Below are 20,912 nucleotides of genomic sequence, written 5' to 3' on the forward strand. Positions count from 1 at the left end.
GCTGCGATCTTTTGTTTTTAAGGCTTAAGGCCGGGCCTTCAGCTGTGCTTCGGCCGCCTTGGCCAGATCCGGTGGGAGGAAGTCCTTGTCCGGGTTGTAGTCAGCCTTCAGATACCGCCGCAGATCTTCCAGATCCCCCGGGTTCAACGTTCCCGCCGCCTGCTTCAAGCGCAGGTTGTCGAGGATGTAGTCATAACGCGTGTTGTTGTAGTTGCGCACCGAGGTGTACAGCTGGCGCTGCGCATCGAGCACGTCGACGATGTTGCGCGTACCGACCTGATAACCGATTTCCGTGGCTTCCACTGCGCTCTGGTTGGAGATGATCGACTGGCGACGCGCCTGCACTTGCTCGACGTCGGTGTTCACCGCGCGATGCAGGTTGCGGGTGTTCTCGACGATTTGCCGGCGCAGGGATTCGCGCTGTTGTTCGCTCTGATTCAGTTGCTCATACGACTGGCGCACTTGCGAGCTGGTCAGTCCGCCGCTGTAGATCGGGATGTTCAATTGCAGGCCGACCGTGCTCTGTTCGACGTTGTCGCGATACGGCACACCGAAAGCGTTCGGGTTGGAAAAGCCGAGGGCGTCGTTGTCACCCTTTTCGTATTTGGCCACGGCATCGAGGGTCGGCAAGTGGCCGGCCTTGCGCTGCTTGAGGGTCTGCTCGGCGGAGCTGACGGCGAAGTTGCTCGCCAGCAGATTGAGGTTCTGTTTCGCCGCAGTATCGACCCACGCCTTGGCGTCGTTCGGCGCCGGCGGCAGGATCGGCAACGTGTGGACGATGCCCTGAATCGAGTTGTACTGGCGGTTGGTCAGGGTGATCAGCGCTTCGAAGGCATCATCGACCTGACGCTGGGCAACGATGCGGTTGGCCCGTGCGGTGTCGTAGCTGGCTTGCGATTGCAGCACGTCGGTCTTATCCGACAGGCCGACATCGAAGCGTTCGTTGGACTGGTCGAGCTGGCGCTTGAACGCGGCTTCTTCAGCCTTGGTCGAGGCGAGGTTGTCCTGGCTGCGCAGCACGTTGAAATAGCTTTCGGCCGATTGCAGGATCAGGTTCTGTTCGGTCGCCGAGAGTTGCAGTGCGGCTTGTTCGTTGACGTCCTTGGCCGCTTGGTACTGGAACCAGCGATCAGCGCGGAACAACGGCTGGGCCAGAGTCGCTTGGTAGGAGTGAGCGCTGCGGTTGGCAGTGGCCGAGGGCTGATCGATTGAGGTCCGCACATTGGCCACTTCGGCACCGCCCGACAGGTTTGGCAGCAGACCGGCGCGGGCCTGTGGCACCACTTCTTTCTGTGCGCCGTACTGCGCGCGGGCGGCGGCCAGATCGGCGTTGTTGTCGACCGCCTCCTGATAGACGCTGACCAGATCGGTTTTGGTCGACAAGGGCGCTTCTGCTGCCCAGGCCATTGCGTTGGACGCACAAGACACGGCAAGAGCCAGTGAGAGTTTGCGCAGCATGAGGCGATCCCTAGCATTAATATTATGGAAGTAATCCGGGCGCCAAAGGTAAGGCGCAGGCCCCACAGCGTCAAGGCGTGGCGGGGCAAAGCGAGTGTAGTTGCGCATTTGCCTCACAACAATCGGCCAAGCCCCTGTATTTATGCCATTCATCATGGTGTTTGCTGCGGTGTTGGCGTTCTTTGCCGGTTGTGTCTAGACTGGCCGGGTTCTTGTCGGGGTGCCTTGCTATGAGGCTGAGATCGAATAATTTCGGATCCCGTTGAACCTGATCAGGTTAGCGCCTGCGTAGGGAACAAGATTTCTCGTCACCCGGCGAGTCCTCTTGTGCTTCGTCCGGGAAATTGTTCGACAATCGAACGCTCGACGACGATGCACAGCACCGGTCCTGGTGCGTCCGTGCCTTTCAGGTTCTGCTCCGACAATCCACTGCCTGGATGCTGTCTGGAGAGCCCGTGATGACGACTACAAAATCAAAAAACGCGATCAACCTGAGTGACTCGGCCAAGGTCGACGAGCAATCGGTCAAGCCGTTCACCCGTTCGCAAAAAGTCTACGTTCAGGGCTCGCGCCCGGACATCCTCGTGCCGATGCGCGAAATCACCCTCGATGTGACCCCGACCGACTTCGGCGGCGAAATCAACGCGCCGGTTACCGTTTACGATACCTCGGGGCCCTACACCGATCCGAACGTGGTGATCGACGTCCGCAAAGGCCTGGCCGATGTGCGTTCGGCGTGGATCGACGACCGTGGCGACACTGAGCGTCTGGCCGGCCTGAGTTCCAACTTCGGTCGCGAGCGCCTCGCCGATCCTGAATTGACCAAGCTGCGCTTTGCCCACGTCAACAACCCGCGCCGCGCCAAGGCCGGGGCCAACGTCACGCAAATGCACTACGCGCGTCAGGGCATCATCACGCCCGAGATGGAATTCGTCGCCATCCGCGAAAACATGAAACTTGAAGTGGCCCGCGCCGCCGGCCTGCTGGATCAGCAACACCCGGGTCACAGCTTCGGCGCCAGCGTGCCGAAAATCATCACCCCGGAATTTGTCCGTGAAGAGATCGCCCGTGGCCGCGCAATCATTCCGGCCAACATCAACCACACCGAACTGGAACCGATGATCATCGGCCGTAACTTCCTGGTGAAGATCAACGGCAACATCGGCAACAGTGCCTTGGGTTCGTCCATCGAAGAAGAAGTGGCGAAACTGACCTGGGGTATTCGCTGGGGCGCGGACAACATCATGGACTTGTCCACCGGCAAACACATTCACGAAACCCGCGAGTGGATCATCCGCAATTCGCCGGTGCCGATCGGCACGGTGCCGATCTATCAGGCGCTGGAAAAAGTCGGTGGCGCGGCCGAAGACCTGACCTGGGAGCTGTTCCGCGACACGCTGATCGAGCAGGCCGAGCAGGGCGTCGACTACTTCACCATTCACGCCGGTGTGTTGCTGCGCTACGTGCCGCTGACCGCCAAACGCGTGACCGGTATCGTTTCCCGTGGTGGTTCGATCATGGCCAAGTGGTGCCTGGCGCATCACAAGGAAAACTTCGCCTACACGCATTTCGAAGAAATCTGCGAAATCATGAAAGCCTATGACGTCAGCTTCTCGCTGGGCGATGGCTTGCGTCCGGGTTCGATTGCCGACGCCAACGATGCCGCGCAATTCGGCGAACTGGAAACCCTTGGCGAACTGACCAAGATCGCCTGGAAGCACGACGTGCAAACCATGATCGAAGGCCCAGGCCACGTGCCGATGCAGTTGATCAAAGAGAACATGGACAAGCAGTTGGAGTGCTGCGACGAGGCGCCGTTCTACACCCTCGGCCCACTGACCACCGATATTGCGCCGGGCTACGACCACATCACCTCGGGTATCGGTGCGGCAATGATCGGCTGGTTCGGTTGCGCCATGCTCTGCTACGTGACGCCTAAGGAACACTTGGGCTTGCCGAACAAGGATGACGTGAAGACCGGGATCATCACCTACAAGATCGCCGCCCACGCAGCGGACTTGGCCAAAGGACACCCGGGTGCACAGATTCGCGACAACGCCTTGAGCAAGGCGCGTTTCGAATTCCGTTGGGAAGACCAGTTCAACCTCGGTCTGGATCCGGACACCGCGCGTTCGTATCACGATGAAACCCTGCCGAAGGATTCGGCCAAGGTCGCGCATTTCTGTTCGATGTGCGGGCCGAAATTCTGCTCAATGAAGATCACTCAGGAAGTCCGCGAATACGCGGCCAACCAGCGGATCGACGCGGTCGACGTGGACATCGCCCAAGGCTTGGCGGAACAGGCCGAGCGGTTCAAGAAGGAAGGCAGTCAGCTGTACAAAAAGGTTTGACCCCGTACTGATCGTTCCCACGCAGAGCGTGGGAACGATCACAACACAACAAAAATGTCCCTCTGAGATAACACCCTTGAGCATTCAACCCAGCACCTATTCTCCCGACCTCGCCGTACCCGCCGACAAGCGTGTATTCGGCGGTCGCGATCTGTTTTCCCTGTGGTTCTCCCTCGGCATCGGCCTGATGGTTTTGCAGACCGGCGCATTGCTCGCGCCAGGTCTGGGTCTGTCCGGTTCGTTGCTGGCGATTTTCCTCGGCACGTTGGTCGGCGTACTGTTGCTGGCCGCCGTCGGCGTGATCGGCAGCGACACCGGCCTGTCGTCGATGGCCGCGCTGAAACTCAGCCTCGGCAGCAAGGGTGCGAGCCTGCCGGCGCTGCTGAATTTGCTGCAACTGATCGGTTGGGGCTCGTTCGAAATCATCGTCATGCGCGACGCCGCCAGTCTGCTCGGCACCCGGGCGTTCAGCGAAGGTTCGTTGTGGTCGAACCCGCTGTTGTGGACACTGTTTTTCGGTGCGTTGGCGACGTTGCTCGCGGTCAGCGGCCCGCTGACTTTCGTACGGCAGATTCTGCGTAAGTGGGGCATCTGGCTGCTGCTCGCCGCGTGCCTCTGGCTGACCTGGAACCTGTTCGCCAAAGCCGATCTGGCCGATCTCTGGTCGCGTGCCGGTGACGGTTCGATGCCCTTCGCCGTGGGCTTCGACATTGCTATCGCGATGCCGCTGTCGTGGCTGCCGCTGATCGCCGATTACTCGCGTTTCGGCAAGCGCGCGAAGAATGTGTTCGGTGGCACTGCGGTCGGTTTCTTCATCGGTAACTTCTGGCTGATGAGCCTTGGCGTCGCCTACACCCTGGCCTTTGCGCCAAGCGGTGAAGTCAACGCGCTGTTGCTGGCTCTTGCTGGCGCCGGTCTGGGCATTCCGCTGCTGCTGATTCTGCTCGATGAGTCGGAAAACGCCTTTGCCGACATTCACTCTGCTGCGGTATCGAGCGGGATTCTGTTGCGCCTGAAAGTCGAACATCTGGCCTTGGCCATCGGCGTGATCTGCACGCTGATCGCATTGCTGGCGCCGTTGGCGCAATACCAGAACTTCCTGCTACTGATCGGTTCGGTGTTTGCGCCGCTGTTCGGCGTGGTGCTGGTGGATCACTTCATCCTGCGCAAGCGCAGTGCTCAGGTCGCGTCAGCCGCGTTGCGCTGGCCGGCGTTGTTGGCGTGGCTGGGTGGCGTGAGCACCTACCACTTGCTGGCGAATCTGTATCCGGATGTCGGCGCAACCCTGCCGGCGCTGGTGCTGGCAGGGCTGTTGCAACTCGTGCTGGGCCGGGCCTTCAGTTACGGCCGGGAAACAGCTCGGGCTTGAGAATGCCGTTCAGACGCGGGTAAGGAATCTTCAGTTCGACGTGGCCCAGTGCGTAAGGCGCGATGGTGGTCACGTCGTACTTGAGGATCACGCCACCATAGGTCAGCGCCACGTTCGGGGTTTTCACGAACGGCCAGTTCGCCACGAACTCCGGCTCCTGATCGAGCTTGGTGCTGATCAACCAGCTGTTGTGCGCGACTTGCGCCGCTTTCCAGAATGCCTCTTCCTGACCCGGCATCAACATGTCGGACAGGTTCAGCACCTTGTGCTGCTGACGCGAATAGTTGATGAAACCCCGACCCGGTGTGCCATGCGCACCGCCAGTGTCGAGGTAGCTCGACACCTCGATGATCACCAAGCCGTCATGCTGCTCGCGTACTTTCGCTTGCAGGTAGCTGCTGTTGCGCGGCCCGGCATTGGCCAGAAACTGATCGCGGTAGACCGCCAGGGTTGGCGCCACCGGGGCGTTTTTCTCGGTGCGGGTCATTTGCAGCAGGCGTTTTTCGATAATGCCGTCCAGCGCAGGTTCGGCCGGGAAGCGCAGGGTGTCGATGTTCACCAGCGGGCAATCCGGGTTGGAACAGCCCGGTTTCAGTTGTTCCGAAGCATCGCGGGTGGTTTCCAGCGGCGTACGGTAATTGGGCTGGAACAGGCTGGCGCACGCGCCCAGAGTCAGGGCGATGGCGGCCACGGAGGCAATTTTGAAAAGCGACATGGGCGTCCTTTCGAAAGCAGGGGAAGGCAAAAAGATATCCGCTTCGACTCTCGCAGAAGCAGTCAGTTCGCCACTAAGCTAATTAGAGTGGGTTTCGCCTCCACCGTCCATCCCGCTGACGGTAAAGGGGCTGCATCAAACCGTTCGGGCGCGTTAGGATGGCGCGAAGTCGAGGTTGCCAGTCACCAACTGCAACCTCGTAATGGATCTGCAGTAAAGAGGATGCTCATGACTGATTTTGCCAACGCCATTCCGACCACCGTCGACGTCGTGCGACGCGAGCGCTGCTACGAGGGTTTTTACAAACTCGATCGTTTGCACCTGCGCCATGAATTGTTCGCCGGTGGCATGAGCCGCGAGATCAACCGTGAAGTGTTTGTGCGTCACGATGCGGTGTGCATGTTGCCCTACGATCCACAGCGCGACGAAGTAGTGTTGATCGAGCAGTTCCGCGTCGGCGCCATGGGCAAGACCGACAATCCGTGGCTGGTCGAACTGGTCGCTGGTCTGATCGACAAGGATGAACAACCGGAAGAAGTTGCTCACCGCGAGGCGCAGGAGGAAGCTGGGCTGGACATCAAGGCCCTGTGGCCGATGACCAAGTATTTCCCGTCGCCGGGCGGCAGTAACGAGTTTGTGCATTTGTATCTGGGGCGTTGCAGCACCGAAGGCGTTGGCGGCCTGCATGGCCTGGAAGAAGAGGCAGAAGATATCCGCGTCACGGTCTGGGCTTTCGAAGATGCCTTGCAGGCTGTCCGTGACGGTCGCATTGCCAACGCGGCGAGCATCATCGCCTTGCAATGGCTGGCGCTGAACCGCGCCGAAGTGAGGGGGTTATGGTCGTAAACAAGCTGCGCGATCGTTATCGAGTCGACCTCGTGGGGCTGCAAGCCGCCTGCGAGGCCAACTACGCGCGCCTGATGCGACTGGTCCCGGACATGCGCAACGAACCCGAGGCGCGGCGCATCGCCGTCACTCAGGGCGAGCAGATGCTCGGCGTATTGGCCCTCGAAGTGCTACAAACCTGCCCGTACACCACCACTTTGCAGGTGCGTCAGGAACACAGCCTGCCATGGCTGCCGGTGCCGCAGCTCGAAGTGCAGGTCTATCACGACGCACGCATGGCCGAAGTGGTCAGCGCCGAACATGCACGACGCTTTCGCGGCATCTATCCTTACCCGAACGCGGCGATGCATCAGCCGGATGAAAAGGCTCAGCTCAATCTGTTCCTGGGGGAATGGCTGAGTCACTGTCTGGCGTTGGGGCATGAGTACGAAGTCGTACGCTAGTTGTGAACTGCGTCCGGTTCGGCGGTTTCCTCTTTCACTGATCCCCCAGCATAATTGCGGCACTTGATCGATTCCGTGCTTTTGCCTTGGGAGAGCGCCTTGCCGAGCGTATCCACGTTGACCTCCGCCGATACGGCGCTGCTGGTGCAGTTGTCCGACAGCCACTTGTTCGCTGAAGCGGACGGCAAGCTGCTGGGCATGAACACTCGCGAGAGCCTGCAAAAGGTCATTGAATTGGTGCTGGGGCAGCAGCCGCAGATCGATCTGATTCTGGCCACTGGCGATATTTCGCAGGACGGCACGCTGGAGTCGTATCAGCAGTTTCGCCAGATGAGCGCGCAGATCGCTGCCCCGGCGCGCTGGATTCCCGGCAACCACGACGAACCGATGATCATGGCCCAGGCCGCAGTGCAGAGTGCCTTGCTGGAATCGGTGGTCGATATCGGTAACTGGCGGGTGACTTTGCTGGATTCGGCGGTGCCGGGTTCGGTGCCGGGGTTTCTGCAGGACGATCAATTGCAACTGCTGGTCCGCTCGCTGAGCGAAGCGCCGGAGCGCCATCATCTGGTGTGCTTCCACCATCATCCGGTGTCGATTGGTTGTGCGTGGATGGAGCCGATCGGTTTGCGCAATCCCGAGACATTTTTCGAAGTGCTGGATCGTTTTCCGCAGGTTCGTGCGGTGCTGTGGGGGCATGTGCATCAGGAGATTGACCGTGAGCGCAATGGCGTGCGGTTGATGGCTTCGCCTTCGACGTGCATTCAGTTTGAGCCGGGGAGTGTGGACTTTAAGGTGGGTGAGCAGGCGCCGGGGTATCGCTGGTTGCGGTTGTTGCCGGATGGGCGGTTGGAAACCGGGGTTGAACGTGTCACCGGTTTCGCCTTCACTGTCGATTACGGCTCCAACGGCTATTGAGCGACAAATCAAAACCCTCACCCCAGCCCTCTCCCGGAGGGAGAGGGAGCCGACCGAGGTGTCTGGCGTCATCCATCGACCTGAAAGAATGTGTCGATTATGGATTCGCTGGAGCTCGCTCAAGTCGGTGTAGCACTTGAATATCCCCCAATCAGTCCCCTCTCCCTTTGGGAGAGGGCTAGGGTGAGGGCAGCTCCTGCTGAATGACCAATTTCTCGAAACCACCCCCAATCCGCTCTTCTCTCCCTGTAAACTTCGCAAACCCAAACCGACACCCAGGGAGCTCATATGTCCGGTTCGATCCTCTATATCCACGGTTTCAACAGCGCCCCAGCCTCGAAAAAGGCCTGTCAGCTGGTAACGGTGATGGAGCAACTGGGTTTGAGCGACAAACTGCGTGTCCCGGCCCTGCATCACCACCCGCGTGAAGCCATCGGTCAGTTGGAACAAGCGATTGCCGAACTGGGCAGCCCGCTGCTGGTGGGAAGCTCACTCGGCGGCTACTATGCGACTCACTTGGCCGAGCGCCATGGCCTGAAAGCCCTGCTGGTCAACCCTGCGGTCAGCCCGCACCGGATGTTCGACGGCTATCTGGGCCCGCAGAAAAACCTGTATACCGATGAAACCTGGGAATTGACCCACGACCACGTCACAGCCCTGGCCGAACTGGAAGTGCCGGCGCCGCAGGATGCGCAGCGTTATCAGGTGTGGTTGCAGACCGGCGATGAAACACTGGATTATCGCCTCGCCCAGCAGTATTACCGCGCCTGCGCCTTGCGTATTCAGGCCGGCGGCGACCACAGTTTTCAGGGTTTCGCCGGGCAATTACCGGCGTTGCTGAGTTTTGCCGGCATTGGCGCCGATTTGTATCAGGCCATCGATTTCTCCGCATTGTGAGCTGTGGCCCCATGAATTCTTTTTTCACCGAACATTGACGACGAGACCCTATGGCCACTCCCAGCGCTAGCTCTTATAACGCCGACGCCATCGAAGTCCTCTCGGGCCTCGACCCGGTGCGCAAACGCCCCGGCATGTACACCGACACCAGTCGGCCGAACCACCTTGCCCAGGAAGTGATCGACAACAGTGTCGACGAAGCTCTGGCGGGTCATGCCAAATCGGTGCAGGTCATCCTGCACGCCGACCATTCGCTGGAAGTCAGTGACGACGGCCGTGGCATGCCGGTCGACATTCACCCGGAAGAGGGCGTGTCGGGTGTCGAGTTGATCCTCACCAAACTCCACGCGGGCGGCAAGTTTTCCAACAAGAACTACCAGTTCTCCGGCGGTCTGCACGGCGTGGGTATTTCCGTGGTCAACGCCTTGTCGACCGAAGTCCGTGTGCGCGTAAAACGTGACGGCAACGAATACCAGATGACCTTCAACGACGGCTTCAAAGCCTCGGAACTGGAAATCGTCGGCACCGTCGGCAAGCGCAACACCGGCACCAGCGTGTACTTCGCGCCGGATCCGAAGTATTTCGATTCACCGAAATTCTCCATCAGCCGCCTCAAGCACGTGCTCAAGGCCAAGGCTGTGCTGTGCCCGGGGCTGCTGGTCAGCTTTGAAGACAAAGGCACTGGCGAGAAAGTCGAGTGGCATTACGAAGACGGTCTGCGTTCCTATCTGGTCGACGCGGTCAGCGAATTCGAACGCCTGCCGGACGAGCCGTTCTGCGGCGCTTTCGCCGGTAATAAAGAAGCCGTCGACTGGGCCCTGCTGTGGCTGCCGGAAGGTGGCGACGCGGTGCAGGAAAGCTACGTCAACCTGATCCCGACGGCGCAGGGCGGTACTCACGTCAACGGTCTGCGTCAGGGCCTGCTCGATGCGATGCGCGAGTTCTGCGAATTCCGCAGCCTGCTGCCGCGCGGCGTGAAGCTGGCGCCGGAAGACGTCTGGGAGCGCATCGCGTTCGTCCTGTCGATGAAAATGCAGGAACCGCAATTCTCCGGCCAGACCAAAGAGCGTCTGTCATCGCGTGAAGCGGCGGCGTTTGTCTCTGGTGTGGTCAAGGATGCGTTCAGCCTGTGGCTCAACGCCAACCCGGAAACCGGTCTGGCCCTGGCGGAACTGGCGATCAACAACGCCGGTCGTCGTCTTAAGGCAAGCAAGAAAGTCGAGCGTAAACGCGTCACTCAGGGGCCAGCGTTGCCGGGCAAACTGGCTGACTGCGCCGGGCAGGACCCGATGCGTTCCGAGCTGTTCCTGGTCGAAGGTGATTCCGCTGGTGGTTCCGCCAAGCAAGCGCGGGACAAGGAATTCCAGGCGATCCTGCCGTTGCGCGGCAAGATCCTCAACACCTGGGAAGTCGACGGCAGCGAAGTGCTGGCCAGCCAGGAAGTGCACAACATCGCCGTGGCCATCGGTGTCGATCCGGGCGCGGCGGACATGAGCCAGCTGCGTTACGGCAAGATCTGCATCCTCGCCGACGCCGACTCCGACGGTCTGCACATTGCCACGCTGCTCTGCGCCTTGTTCGTCCAGCATTTCCGCCCGCTGGTGGATGCCGGTCACGTCTACGTGGCGATGCCGCCGCTGTACCGCATCGACCTGGGCAAAGAAATCTACTACGCCCTCGACGAAGCTGAGCGCGACGGCATTCTCGACCGTCTGGTCGCCGAGAAGAAACGCGGCAAACCCCAGGTCACCCGATTCAAAGGTCTGGGTGAAATGAACCCGCCGCAGTTGCGTGAGACCACCATGGACCCGAACACTCGGCGCCTGGTGCAACTGACACTGGGTGAAGACTTCGCTGAAACCTCGGAAATGATGGACATGCTGCTGGCGAAGAAACGCGCCGGTGACCGCAAGACCTGGCTCGAATCCAAAGGCAACCTCGCCGAGGTGCTGGCCTGATGCGGTTTGGCTGGGCCTTGGCGGGTGCGTTGCTGCTGAGTGCGATGGGCGTGTCGGCCGAGCCGGTGCAGGAGTTGCGCGTGCTCTCCGAACACCCGGTCGACGGCATGCGCGGCGGTAACCTGTCGGGGCTGGCCATGTGTGGCAGCGAGTTGTGGACGGTGTCGGACCGCGATGACGATCAGATTTACCGGCTCAATACCGCCGATCAGGTCTGGCAGGCCGAAGCCTTGCACATCGAAGTGCCCCTGGTGCCGGAGACCGGCCTGCCTTGGGGGCTGCGCTCGCGCAATTGGGCCGCATCGTTCGTGCGCGGGGGCGACCTGGATTTCGAAGGCATCAGCTGCGACAGTGCCGGCAATCGCTACATTGTCAGCGAGGGGCATGCGGCAGTCTTGCAGGTGCCCGTCAGCGGCCCGGTCAGTTGGCTGAAGATCTCGCCGATGATGGTTCGCGAAGCGCGGGCCAGCGGCATGCTCCTGCATTTCAATGCGATCTTCGAGGGCTTGGCGATCAATCCGGCGGGTGATCAGATGTGGCTGGCTGCCGAACGGCAAAGCCGTGGCTTGCTGCTGATCAAGCGCCAGCAAACGGTGTGGGATTGCGACGGTCGTTGCGTGCTGCTCAGCGAGGGCGGCAAGGAAATGCAACCGCCGCAGTTCCCGAAGGCCAGAGCGGTCGACCGGGACTTTTCCGACCTTTCATTGTTTAACGGCAAATTGTTTACCCTTGACCGCAACGCCTTTCAGATTTGTCGGCGCGATGCGCAGACCGCCAAGGTCGAGCGGTGCTGGTCGTACGCCGCTGAATTGTTGCAGGCCAACCGCCGTTATTCGCAGAACTTCGGTCTGGAAGAGGCGCTGATCGTTGACGCTGATGGTGCGTGGGTCGGCGTCGACAATAATTTCGGCCCGCGGGCCGACGGTGAGGTTCGGCCGATCGTCTGGCGCTTCGCCGCGCCTGACGGTGGCTGGAGCGCCAAGCCTTGAGCCAGCAACCTCCGGGCAAACGTGCCGGTCGGGTGCTGATGATTCTGGCATGGTGCGCGGCGCTGTTTCTGGCGACGCGGTTTTTTGGCCAGTGGGAGCAACGCCAGCAGAATCCGAATGTCGTGGTCAGTTCGGAGCAGGGCGAAGGGTTTATCGAGGTGAAGCTGGCCGGCAATGCCCAAGGGCATTTTGTCGCCAGCGGTCAGATCAACGGCGAACCGGTCGAGTTCATGCTCGACACCGGCGCAACCGATGTGGCGATCCCGGCGGATCTGGCCAAGCGTTTGAAGCTGGAAGAAGGTTTCGGTGTGACCCTGAGCACGGCCAATGGCCTGAGCCAGGGCTATCGAACCAAAATCGACCGCCTGCAACTGGGTGACATCGTGCTGCGCGACGTCCGCGCACTGGTGGCGCCGGGGCTGCATGGCGATCAGGTGCTGCTTGGAATGAGCGCCCTGAACAAACTTGAATTTACTCAGCGCGGTGGCACCATGCTGCTGCGCCAGACAACGAACCGATGAGGCCTGCATGAGCAACCCCCTTGATCTCAGCCTGGACGGTGTAGAACGCCGCTCGCTGGCCGACTTCACCGAAAGTGCCTACCTCAACTACTCCATGTACGTGATCATGGACCGTGCTCTGCCGCATATCGGCGACGGCCTGAAACCGGTACAGCGGCGTATCGTCTACGCCATGAGCGAGCTGGGGCTGGACGCCGACTCCAAGCACAAGAAATCGGCGCGTACCGTCGGTGACGTGCTCGGTAAATTCCACCCGCACGGTGACTCGGCGTGCTACGAAGCGATGGTGCTGATGGCCCAGCCGTTCAGCTATCGCTACACGCTGGTCGACGGTCAGGGTAACTGGGGTGCGCCGGACGATCCGAAATCCTTCGCCGCCATGCGTTACACCGAAGCACGCCTGTCGCGTTATTCCGAAGTGCTGCTCAGCGAACTGGGCCAGGGCACTGCCGACTGGGGCCCGAACTTCGACGGCACCTTACAAGAGCCGCTGGTGCTGCCGGCACGCCTGCCGAACATCCTGCTCAACGGCACCACCGGCATCGCCGTGGGCATGGCCACCGACGTGCCGCCGCATAACCTGCGTGAAGTCGCCACCGCTTGCGTGCGCTTGCTCGATGAGCCGAAAGCCACGATCGAACAGCTCTGCGAACACATTCAGGGCCCGGACTATCCGACCGAAGCGGAAATCATCACGCCGCGCGCCGACCTGCTGAAGATGTACGAAACCGGCAAGGGCTCGGTGCGCATGCGCGCCGTGTACCACGTCGAGGACGGCGACATCATCGTCACCGCGCTGCCGCACCAGGTGTCCGGCGCCAAGGTGCTGGAGCAGATCGCCGCGCTGATGCAGGCCAAGCCGTCGAAAGCCCCGCAGATCGCTGACCTGCGCGACGAATCTGACCACGAAAACCCGTGCCGCATCGTGATCATTCCGGTCAACAGCCGCGTCGATCATGAAGCGCTGATGCAGCACTTGTTCGCCAGCACCGAGCTGGAGTCGACCTACCGGGTCAACGTCAACATCATCGGTCTGGACGGCAAGCCGCAGCTGAAAAACCTGCGAGCGCTGCTGGTCGAGTGGCTGGAATTCCGCGTGCTGACCGTACGTCGCCGCCTGCAATTTCGTCTCGACAAGGTCGAGCGTCGTCTGCACCTGTTGGACGGTTTGCTGATCGCCTACCTCAACCTGGATGAAGTGATCCACATTATCCGTACCGAGGAGCATCCGAAGGCCAAGCTGATCGAACGTTTCGCCCTCAGTGAGATTCAGGCCGACTACATCCTCGACACCCGTCTGCGTCAGTTGGCGCGACTGGAAGAGATGAAGCTGCGCGACGAGCAGGACGAACTGCTCAAGGAGCAAGCCAAGCTGCAAGCCCTGCTGGGCAGTGAAGCCAAGCTGAAGAAGCTGGTGCGCACCGAGCTGTTGAAAGACGCCGAAACCTACGGCGATGACCGTCGGTCGCCAATCGTCGAGCGCGCTGAAGCCAAGGCGCTGACCGAACACGATCTGCTGCCGAACGAAAAAGTCACCGTGGTGCTGTCGGAAAAAGGCTGGATCCGTTCGGCCAAAGGTCATGACATCGACGCCACCGGCCTGTCGTACAAGGCTGGCGACGGCTTCAAGACCTCGGCAGCGGGGCGCTCCAACCAGTTTGCGGTGTTTATCGACTCGACCGGCCGCAGCTACTCGGTGGCCGCGCACACCCTGCCATCGGCTCGGGGCCAGGGCGAGCCGTTGACCGGTCGTCTGACACCACCGCCCGGTGCGAGCTTCGAATGCGTGCTGATGCCGGAAGACGACGCGTTGTACGTCATCGCTTCCGACGCTGGTTACGGTTTCGTGGTCAAGGGCGAAGACCTGCAAGCCAAGAACAAGGCCGGTAAAGCCCTGTTGAGCCTGCCGAACAACGCCAAAGTCATCGCGCCGCGTCCGGTGGCCGATCGTGAGCAGAACTGGCTGGCGTCGGTCACGACCGAAGGTCGCCTGCTGATCTTCAAAATCAGCGATCTGCCACAATTAGGTAAGGGCAAAGGTAACAAGATCATCGGTATTTCCGGTGAGCGTGTGGCCAGTCGCGAAGAATATGTCACGGACATCGCCGTACTTCCGGAAGGCGCCACCTTGGTGCTGCAGGCCGGAAAACGGACCCTGTCGCTGAAGGCCGATGACCTCGAACACTACAAAGGTGAGCGTGGACGTCGTGGCAACAAGCTTCCAAGGGGCTTCCAGCGGGTCGATGCGCTGCTCGTCGAAAACCTCAATTAGGCGTCCTAGAGAGCTCGATCCACGATTTAACGCGTAGATCGACGCTTTGGCGCTGGAGTCGGAACGCATATTCACGGATGATATGGCCTTTCCAAGCGCCGGCGTGGCTGAGCGTTCTTCATATTTATTGAGTATTTTCACTGTGGTCAGCCTTGTGGCGGCCACCTGGACGGGATGATGACTGCTCTGCGCCCCCTTATTTTCCTGCTCGCCGGCGTTTTGGGCCTGGCGGGTTGCAGCGTTCACCAGCCGGTGTCGCTGTATCAACTGGACAGCGGAAGTCCGGTTCAGCCTGCGCAAAGCGCGGGCATGGCGGTTTTGTTGGGTCCGGTAGTCGTAGCCGATTACCTGCAACGTGAGACATTGCTGCAACGTCAACCCGATGGCAGCCTGCAGGCAGCGACAGACGGTCGTTGGGCTGGCAGCCTTTCGTCGGATATCGATCAGTTGCTGATGCGTCAGGTTGCTGGCCATCTGGACAGCCAGCGTGTAGTGCTGGCACCGGCCACTACGGGGTTCACTCCGGATGTGCAGGTGTTGCTGACCATCACGCGTCTGGACTCTGGCCAGAAACAACCGGCGATTCTCGATGCTCAATGGCGTCTGATCGACCGTCGTGGTCAGGTGCGCGATAACCGCATCGTTCATCTGCAAGAGCTGCATGCCGGCAGTACCGCTTCGCAGGTTCAGGCCCAGGGCATTTTGCTGCAGCGTCTGGCCGAGCAATTGTCGGTAGCGCTCAAGCCGTTGGCCAATCAGCCACCGGTCGCCGAGGCACCGCGTAAAGCGGCACCAAAACCGGCAGCGCCGGCGGCGGAATCAGAGAAACAACCGAAGATTCCGATGGCATCGCCGATTCGGACAGATATGGAAGTGTTCCGCTTCTAAGCTGGATCGAGTCAGAACAGAGCCCGCCTTGTGCGGGCTTTGTTGTGTCTGGGGATAGAAGATCAAAAGCCCCTCACCCTAACCCTCTCCCGGAGGGAGAGGGGACTAACCGAGGGGTCTGGCGCTATACATCGACCTGAAAGATCCTGGCGATTATGGATTCGGTAGAGCAGGAGCGACCGAGGTGTCTGCGTCATGCGTCGACCTGAAAGAGCTTGGCGATTCTGGATCGGTAGGGCAGGGGCCGACCGAGGGGTCTGGCGCTATACATCGACCTGAAAGATCCTGACGATTATGGATTCGGTAGAGCAGGGGCGACCGAGGTGTCTGCGTCATGCGTCGACCTGAAAGAGCTTGGCGATTTTGGATTCACAGCAGGGCGTTCAAGTCGGTGTAGCTCTCCAATATCCCCCAATCAGTCCCCTCTCCCTCGGGGAGAGGGCTAGGGTGAGGGGCTCTTCAGTCACCCACAAAAAAGCCCGCAGACAATCGCTTGTCTGCGGGCTTCTTCACATCAGGCCTAAGGCTTAAGCCCGGCGCTCATGCATCCGCGCCAGTTGCCGTTCGAGCATCGACGGATAAGGCTCCATCAACCGCTCCACGCAGCAAGCACCCTCAGGGCTGGCGATCGGGCGGATCCGTGCACGCTGGCGGATCAGCGCATCGTCGCCGATCTTGCGTTCAACCAGCAGCAGATTGCGGCTGTGTTGGGACAGAGCCAATGCATCCTGCGCCGAATCGGTCAGCAGCAGATCAATCTGACTCAAGCCGAACAACTCATCGCCCAGGGTCAGGCCCAGCTGCAGTTGCAGGGTGATGCCGCTGTCCGCGACTTCAATCTGCAACTGATGACCCAAGGCCCGCAGCAACTCGCCGCAGCAGATTGCGTTGGTCAGGTAATCGTCACCGCTGTCTTCGGTGTGGAAGAGCATCAGCGTGCTGCCGTCGTTCAGGGTTTCGATTTCACCCTGATACAGCGAAGCAGCCTGATCGAGGCAGTCACGATAACGCTCCTGCAATTCTTCCAGACGTGCCCGCGGCAAGCGGCGCAGTTGTTCCTGTGAACCCAGTTGTACCGCTAGCACGGCGCTGTGTTGTGGCACGCTCGGAGTCGCCTTGCGGGCGACCGGTTGTGGGGCAACGTCCAGCGATTCATCGCGCAGATCAGCGAACGCGTCATCGTCATCATCGTCTTCGACGGTGCTGACCAGATGTCGCGGTGCAGGCTTCTGCGCGGCCATCGGACGGGTTTCGTCGAAACTCGGATCACGCAAGTTGCGCACCTCGAATTCCGGCTCGTCCTCTTCGTCCTCGAACTCAGGCTCCGGTTCCGGTGCAGGCTCTGGCGCGTAGTTGGCGTGCAGCTGGCGCGCCAGATCGCCGATTTCATCCTGACGATCAATGCCCGGCGTGTGTTCGTCGATGCGTCGCAACCAGACACGCAATTGCAGCAACGGCGTCGACAGATAGCGGCCCATGCGCAGGCTCAGGGCCAGCGACAGCGCCAGCAGGATCCCGCTGAGAATGCCCATGCTTTGCAGGCTGATGGTCATCGGCTGCTGGAACTGATCCATGTCCAGGCTGATGCGCAGTTGCCCGGCAGTCACATCCTGGAACGTGATCTTGCTCTCGTACATGCCCTCGGCTTCGCCCAGCAGGCTGTGCTTGGGCCGCTGACCGGACTCGGCGAGGATGCGGTTATCCACGCTGTAGATCGCCGCGTGGGCCACCAGTTTGTTCTTGGTCAGGTTGTTGAGCAGCACGTTGAGGCTGAGGATGTCGTTGGACACCAACAGCTCCGTGGCCGAGGTCGCGGTTTGCGTGGTCAGGCTTTCGCCCAGCGCATCGGCCTGCTGGTGCATGGCCTGCTTGAATTGCAAACCCATCACGCCGGCATAGATCACCAGGGCCAGAGCGACCAGGATCACGTTATGGCTGGCAATGCGCAATGCAATCGGTACACGGCGGTGACGCAGTGCACGGAAGATCAGCAGGAAGAAGTTATCGGTTTTAACTGGCGTGGGCCGGTTCACTGAGCTCGGCTCTTTTGTCCGTGAAGTTGACGCGCAGTATAGCGACAGGCCCTAGACCGGCAAAGCGCTCGCGGTGCCCGATGGTCACTGAAAGTGGGTAGAATGCGGTTTTTTTCCAGTTGCGGGGGTGCGCGTTGCGCGAAATCGTCCTGATTAACATCACGGGAGTCGACCGTCCGGGTCTGACTGCGGCCATTACCGGCGTTCTGGCACAAGGTGGTGTGAACATTCTCGACATCGGTCAGGCGGTGATCCACGACACCCTGTCGTTCGGCATCCTGGTTGAAATCCCCGATTCCGAGCAAGGCAAGTCCGTGCTCAAGGACATTCTGTTCAAGGGCTACGAGCTCGATCAGCAGGTACGCTTCACGCCGGTGTCCGAAGAGGATTACCAGCAATGGGTGGGTAATCAGGGCAAGAAGCGCCACATCGTCACCCTGCTGACCCGCAAAGTAACCGCTGGCCAATTGCAGGCTGTCAGCTCGATCACCGCCAAATATGGCCTGAATATCGATCACATCGACCGTCTGTCGGGTCGCATGCCACTGGACACGCCAGCGGACAAGGGCAAGGGCTGCATCGAGTTCTCCGTGCGTGGCGAAGCCGCCGATCCACAGGCGCTGCGTGCCGAATTCCTCAGCGTTGCCCAAGCGCTGAACGTCGACATCGCCTTCCAGGAAGATTCGCTGTTCCGGCGCAACCGTCGTCTGGCGGTGTTCGACATGGACTCGACGCTGATCGAGGCCGAGGTCATTGACGAGCTGGCCAAGGCTGCCGGCGTGGGCGAGCAGGTGTCCGAAATCACAGAGCGGGCAATGGCCGGCGAGCTGGATTTCCGCGCCAGTTTCAAAGAACGTCTGGCCTTGCTCAAAGGTCTGGATGTCAGCGTGCTGGACTCGATCGGCGCTTCGCTGCGTCTGACCGAAGGCGCCGAAACGCTGTTCGCTGAACTCAAGCGACTGGGCTACAAGACCGCGATCCTGTCCGGTGGCTTCACTTATTTCGCCAAGCAATTGCAGGCCAAACTCGGCATCGACTATGTGTTTGCCAACGAACTGGAAGTGGTCGATGGCAAGTGTACTGGCGTGGCGATCGAGCCGATCGTCGATGCCCAGCGCAAGGCTGATTTGCTCAAAGAGCTGGCACACAAGGAAGGTTTGCGTCTGGAGCAGACCATCGCGGTCGGCGACGGTGCGAATGACCTGCCGATGCTGGCGATTGCCGGTTTGGGCGTAGCGTTCCGTGCCAAGCCGTTGGTGAAGCAGTCGGCGAAGCAGGCGATTTCGACGTTGGGGCTGGATGGCGTGCTGTACCTGCTGGGTTTCCGTGATCGCGACGGGCAGTTGTAATTAAAGATCAAAAGATCGCAGCCTTCGGCAGCTCCTACAGAGGAATATGCATTTTCCTGTAGGAGCTGCCGAAGGCTGCGATCTTTTGCTTTAAAGCGATTTCCACAACGAATCAAAATCCTCCTCGCTCCCGCCATTGCGCGCGGCCTCCAGCGAGCGATAGGCGAACTGATTGAAACTGTGCGTACTCGCCACCCGTCGATCCAGCCCGGCGCGGTGTTCTTCGCCTTGGGTGTTGATCAGCACTTTACTGCCTTCCTGAAACGGCAAGCGCGGTGCCAGCAAGGTTGCCGGCAAATCTATCGCACTGATCTCCGGTAACAATAGTCCGCGCAGATACTGACTGTGATCGTCCCGTGAGCGCACCAGTTGCAGGCCGCAAGGCTGGGCATGTGGCGCCACCAGCTCAATGCCCATTTGCGTGCCGCCGCCGCGCACCTGGCGGATCCAGCGAATGACCGCAATGCTCCAGCCCAGACTGACACTGTCCTGAATGCCGAGCATTTCCCCGGCCTGCAGCTCGGCGGGCACTTCATTTGGCCACGCCAGGCAATATCCACCGGGGCTGTGATTGATCACCGGCAGGGCATGGGTCGGGTAATGGGGCGTACTGTCCGTGCCGCTTTCATCCTCGCGCAAATGGTCGTACTGGATTTCCTCGTAAGGCAAAAACTCATCAGTTTTGCTTTGCGGTGCGGCGTCGAAAGCCTGGCTCCAACTGTCCTTTTCACCTTTGGCGACGGCACTGCTGAAATTCGCCGAGCGCGTTCCGGGGTGTTTGAGCAGCTCGCTGAAACTGCGCTCGCCACCCAGATAAAAGTGCAGGGCGCTCATGCCCACGCACACGGTCAGATGGCCTTGGCCGACGGTGCGCTGAAAGCTGCGCTCGGCGGCTTGTCCCCAGGTGGCATGGAGGTGTTGCAGGGTGTCGAAGCTGAGCCCGGGCGGAACGGGCAGCGGCGTCGATGCGGGCTGATGCTGCAAATGCGCTTCGATGGCGTTCACCAGCGGCTGCGGATCGAAGCCGAGCAATCCGGCCTGTTCTTCGCTGCGAAACATGTTGCGGTAGCGCGGGCCGGCATCGATCGCCGGGCTGATCGCAAACAGGCCTTCGCTTGAACGACCGGGATGTAATTTGAGCAGGGCGCTCCACGGTTCGAGTACTTCAGCCAATCGGGCGATCTGGTTCTGCCGCAATTGATTGCAGCGGGCACTGCCCATGAGCAGGGCGGCGATGTAAGTCTGTTCAAGCGTGAGTTCGGTGGTGAGGCTGGCGAGATCGTCGTGGACCCGGCGCTGTTGCAGCTGCAGTTCGCAGGCGATGCGATACAGCTGATGCAGTTCGAACCACACCTGCTCCGGTGCCGCGCTGTACAGTTGCGTCGCACGCAGCAGTTGACCCTTGAGTGTATGGGTCGCCCGTTGCAGGGCCGTGCTGACCAATATCGCGCGATCCTTGCTGTACTTCGGCGCAATCCGCAACACGATCTGTTTGTAGCCGACGGCCAGATGGCTTTGCAGCGCCTGGCACAAATTGCTGATCTTGCGTGAACGCTCGTCGAGCATGATCGCCTGATGCAGGAAGTGCCGCTCCAGATGCTGGCAGACGAAATACACCTCGGGGCGCAGCAGCTCCAGCAGGTTGAGGCGATTGTCACTGGGGGTGAGCAATTGATTGAGTTCGCCCAGGCCTTGATACAGCAGGCGGGCGGTTTCACCGATGTTAGCCTTGGGCAGGTCGGCGATCCAGCGCTTGAGGTCGCGTGGCGTTGCTTCGCAAAACGACAGACGCGTTTGCGTCGGGGTCGGGGCGCTCAGGGAGGGGTGGGGACGAGACTCACTCATGCCTTGACGGGCTCCGGCGGCGGAAGGGGCAATGCCCAAAACTCTAGCAGCTGTGGTCTGTTT

The 20,912-nt window shown here is 60.4% G+C and carries 16 protein-coding genes and 1 riboswitch; of the genes, 12 read left to right on the plus strand and 4 right to left on the minus strand.

All coding sequences use genetic code 11. The features are described 5' to 3' along the window. Positions 1 to 24: 24 nt before the first annotated feature. Positions 25 to 1,458, minus strand: coding sequence for a TolC family outer membrane protein (locus LOY43_RS02430; protein ID WP_093430148.1), 1,434 nt, complete (start codon positions 1,456 to 1,458; stop codon positions 25 to 27). Between the two features lie 206 nt (positions 1,459 to 1,664). Beyond that, positions 1,665 to 1,770, plus strand: a riboswitch (TPP riboswitch). Positions 1,771 to 1,916: 146 nt separating this feature from the next. Here LOY43_RS02430 and thiC point away from each other — a divergent pair. Together thiC and cytX are read left to right on the plus strand one after the other, a co-directional pair. After that, positions 1,917 to 3,809: a phosphomethylpyrimidine synthase ThiC gene (gene thiC / locus LOY43_RS02435; protein WP_095047273.1), complete on the plus strand. Its 1,893-nt coding sequence runs from the start codon at positions 1,917 to 1,919 to the stop codon at positions 3,807 to 3,809. Between the two features lie 76 nt (positions 3,810 to 3,885). Beyond that, positions 3,886 to 5,178 (plus strand): putative hydroxymethylpyrimidine transporter CytX, encoded by a 1,293-nt coding sequence (cytX, locus tag LOY43_RS02440; RefSeq protein ID WP_016985682.1) that lies wholly within the window; start codon positions 3,886 to 3,888, stop codon positions 5,176 to 5,178. Here the strand turns inward: cytX and LOY43_RS02445 are convergent. Further along, positions 5,147 to 5,893, minus strand: coding sequence for an RsiV family protein (locus LOY43_RS02445; RefSeq protein WP_095047275.1), 747 nt, complete (start codon positions 5,891 to 5,893; stop codon positions 5,147 to 5,149). The two genes, cytX and LOY43_RS02445, sit on opposite strands and share 32 nt — an antisense overlap. 228 nt (positions 5,894 to 6,121) lie before the next feature. Here LOY43_RS02445 and LOY43_RS02450 point away from each other — a divergent pair, with 228 nt between their 5' ends. From LOY43_RS02450 to LOY43_RS02490, 9 genes are all read left to right on the plus strand, one after another. Beyond that, complete coding sequence (locus tag LOY43_RS02450) at positions 6,122 to 6,739, plus strand: NUDIX domain-containing protein (protein ID WP_093430152.1); 618 nt, start codon at positions 6,122 to 6,124, stop codon at positions 6,737 to 6,739. Further along, on the plus strand, positions 6,730 to 7,182 hold the full coding sequence (locus tag LOY43_RS02455; RefSeq protein WP_034151669.1) for a DUF1249 domain-containing protein: 453 nt from the start codon (positions 6,730 to 6,732) through the stop codon (positions 7,180 to 7,182). The genes LOY43_RS02450 and LOY43_RS02455 overlap by 10 nt, the downstream gene beginning before the upstream one ends. Before the next feature lie 99 nt (positions 7,183 to 7,281). Then, entirely contained in the window at positions 7,282 to 8,097 is an 816-nt protein-coding gene (gene cpdA / locus LOY43_RS02460) for a 3',5'-cyclic-AMP phosphodiesterase (RefSeq protein ID WP_220557460.1), read from the plus strand. A gap of 288 nt (positions 8,098 to 8,385) precedes the next feature. Further along, positions 8,386 to 8,994 carry a YqiA/YcfP family alpha/beta fold hydrolase gene (locus LOY43_RS02465; protein ID WP_095047277.1) on the plus strand — a complete coding sequence of 203 codons (609 nt, stop codon included), beginning with the start codon at positions 8,386 to 8,388 and terminating at the stop codon, positions 8,992 to 8,994. Positions 8,995 to 9,044: 50 nt separating this feature from the next. Continuing rightward, entirely contained in the window at positions 9,045 to 10,952 is a 1,908-nt protein-coding gene (parE, locus tag LOY43_RS02470) for a DNA topoisomerase IV subunit B (protein WP_095047278.1), read from the plus strand. Beyond that, a complete protein-coding gene (locus tag LOY43_RS02475) occupies positions 10,952 to 11,941 on the plus strand; it encodes an esterase-like activity of phytase family protein (protein ID WP_095047279.1) in 990 nt (329 codons plus the stop codon). Before parE ends, LOY43_RS02475 begins: the two co-directional genes overlap by 1 nt. After that, positions 11,938 to 12,462 carry a TIGR02281 family clan AA aspartic protease gene (locus LOY43_RS02480; protein ID WP_007915776.1) on the plus strand — a complete coding sequence of 175 codons (525 nt, stop codon included), beginning with the start codon at positions 11,938 to 11,940 and terminating at the stop codon, positions 12,460 to 12,462. The genes LOY43_RS02475 and LOY43_RS02480 overlap by 4 nt, the downstream gene beginning before the upstream one ends. A 7-nt stretch (positions 12,463 to 12,469) precedes the next feature. Further along, on the plus strand, positions 12,470 to 14,734 hold the full coding sequence (parC, locus tag LOY43_RS02485; RefSeq protein WP_258709150.1) for a DNA topoisomerase IV subunit A: 2,265 nt from the start codon (positions 12,470 to 12,472) through the stop codon (positions 14,732 to 14,734). Positions 14,735 to 14,911: 177 nt separating this feature from the next. Beyond that, a complete protein-coding gene (locus tag LOY43_RS02490; RefSeq protein ID WP_093430158.1) occupies positions 14,912 to 15,622 on the plus strand; it encodes a membrane integrity-associated transporter subunit PqiC in 711 nt (236 codons plus the stop codon). Positions 15,623 to 16,149: 527 nt separating this feature from the next. Here the strand turns inward: LOY43_RS02490 and LOY43_RS02495 are convergent. Further along, positions 16,150 to 17,655, minus strand: a complete 1,506-nt coding sequence (locus LOY43_RS02495; RefSeq protein ID WP_093430159.1) for an AhpA/YtjB family protein — start codon at positions 17,653 to 17,655, stop codon at positions 16,150 to 16,152. Positions 17,656 to 17,789: 134 nt separating this feature from the next. On the opposite strand from LOY43_RS02495, the gene serB reads away from it, so the two are divergent. Further along, the gene (gene serB / locus LOY43_RS02500; RefSeq protein WP_093430160.1) at positions 17,790 to 19,004 is read left to right on the plus strand and encodes a phosphoserine phosphatase SerB; all 1,215 of its coding nucleotides are present in this window, start codon (positions 17,790 to 17,792) and stop codon (positions 19,002 to 19,004) included. 90 nt (positions 19,005 to 19,094) lie between these two features. Here the strand turns inward: serB and LOY43_RS02505 are convergent, their stop codons facing one another. Continuing rightward, complete coding sequence (locus LOY43_RS02505) at positions 19,095 to 20,849, minus strand: molecular chaperone (RefSeq protein ID WP_258709151.1); 1,755 nt, start codon at positions 20,847 to 20,849, stop codon at positions 19,095 to 19,097. Positions 20,850 to 20,912: the final 63 nt, after the last annotated feature.

Origin of the sequence: Pseudomonas sp. B21-041 (genome assembly GCF_024748675.1) — a bacterium.
In the GTDB taxonomy this organism is placed as follows: Bacteria; Pseudomonadota; Gammaproteobacteria; order Pseudomonadales; family Pseudomonadaceae; genus Aquipseudomonas; species Aquipseudomonas neuropathica.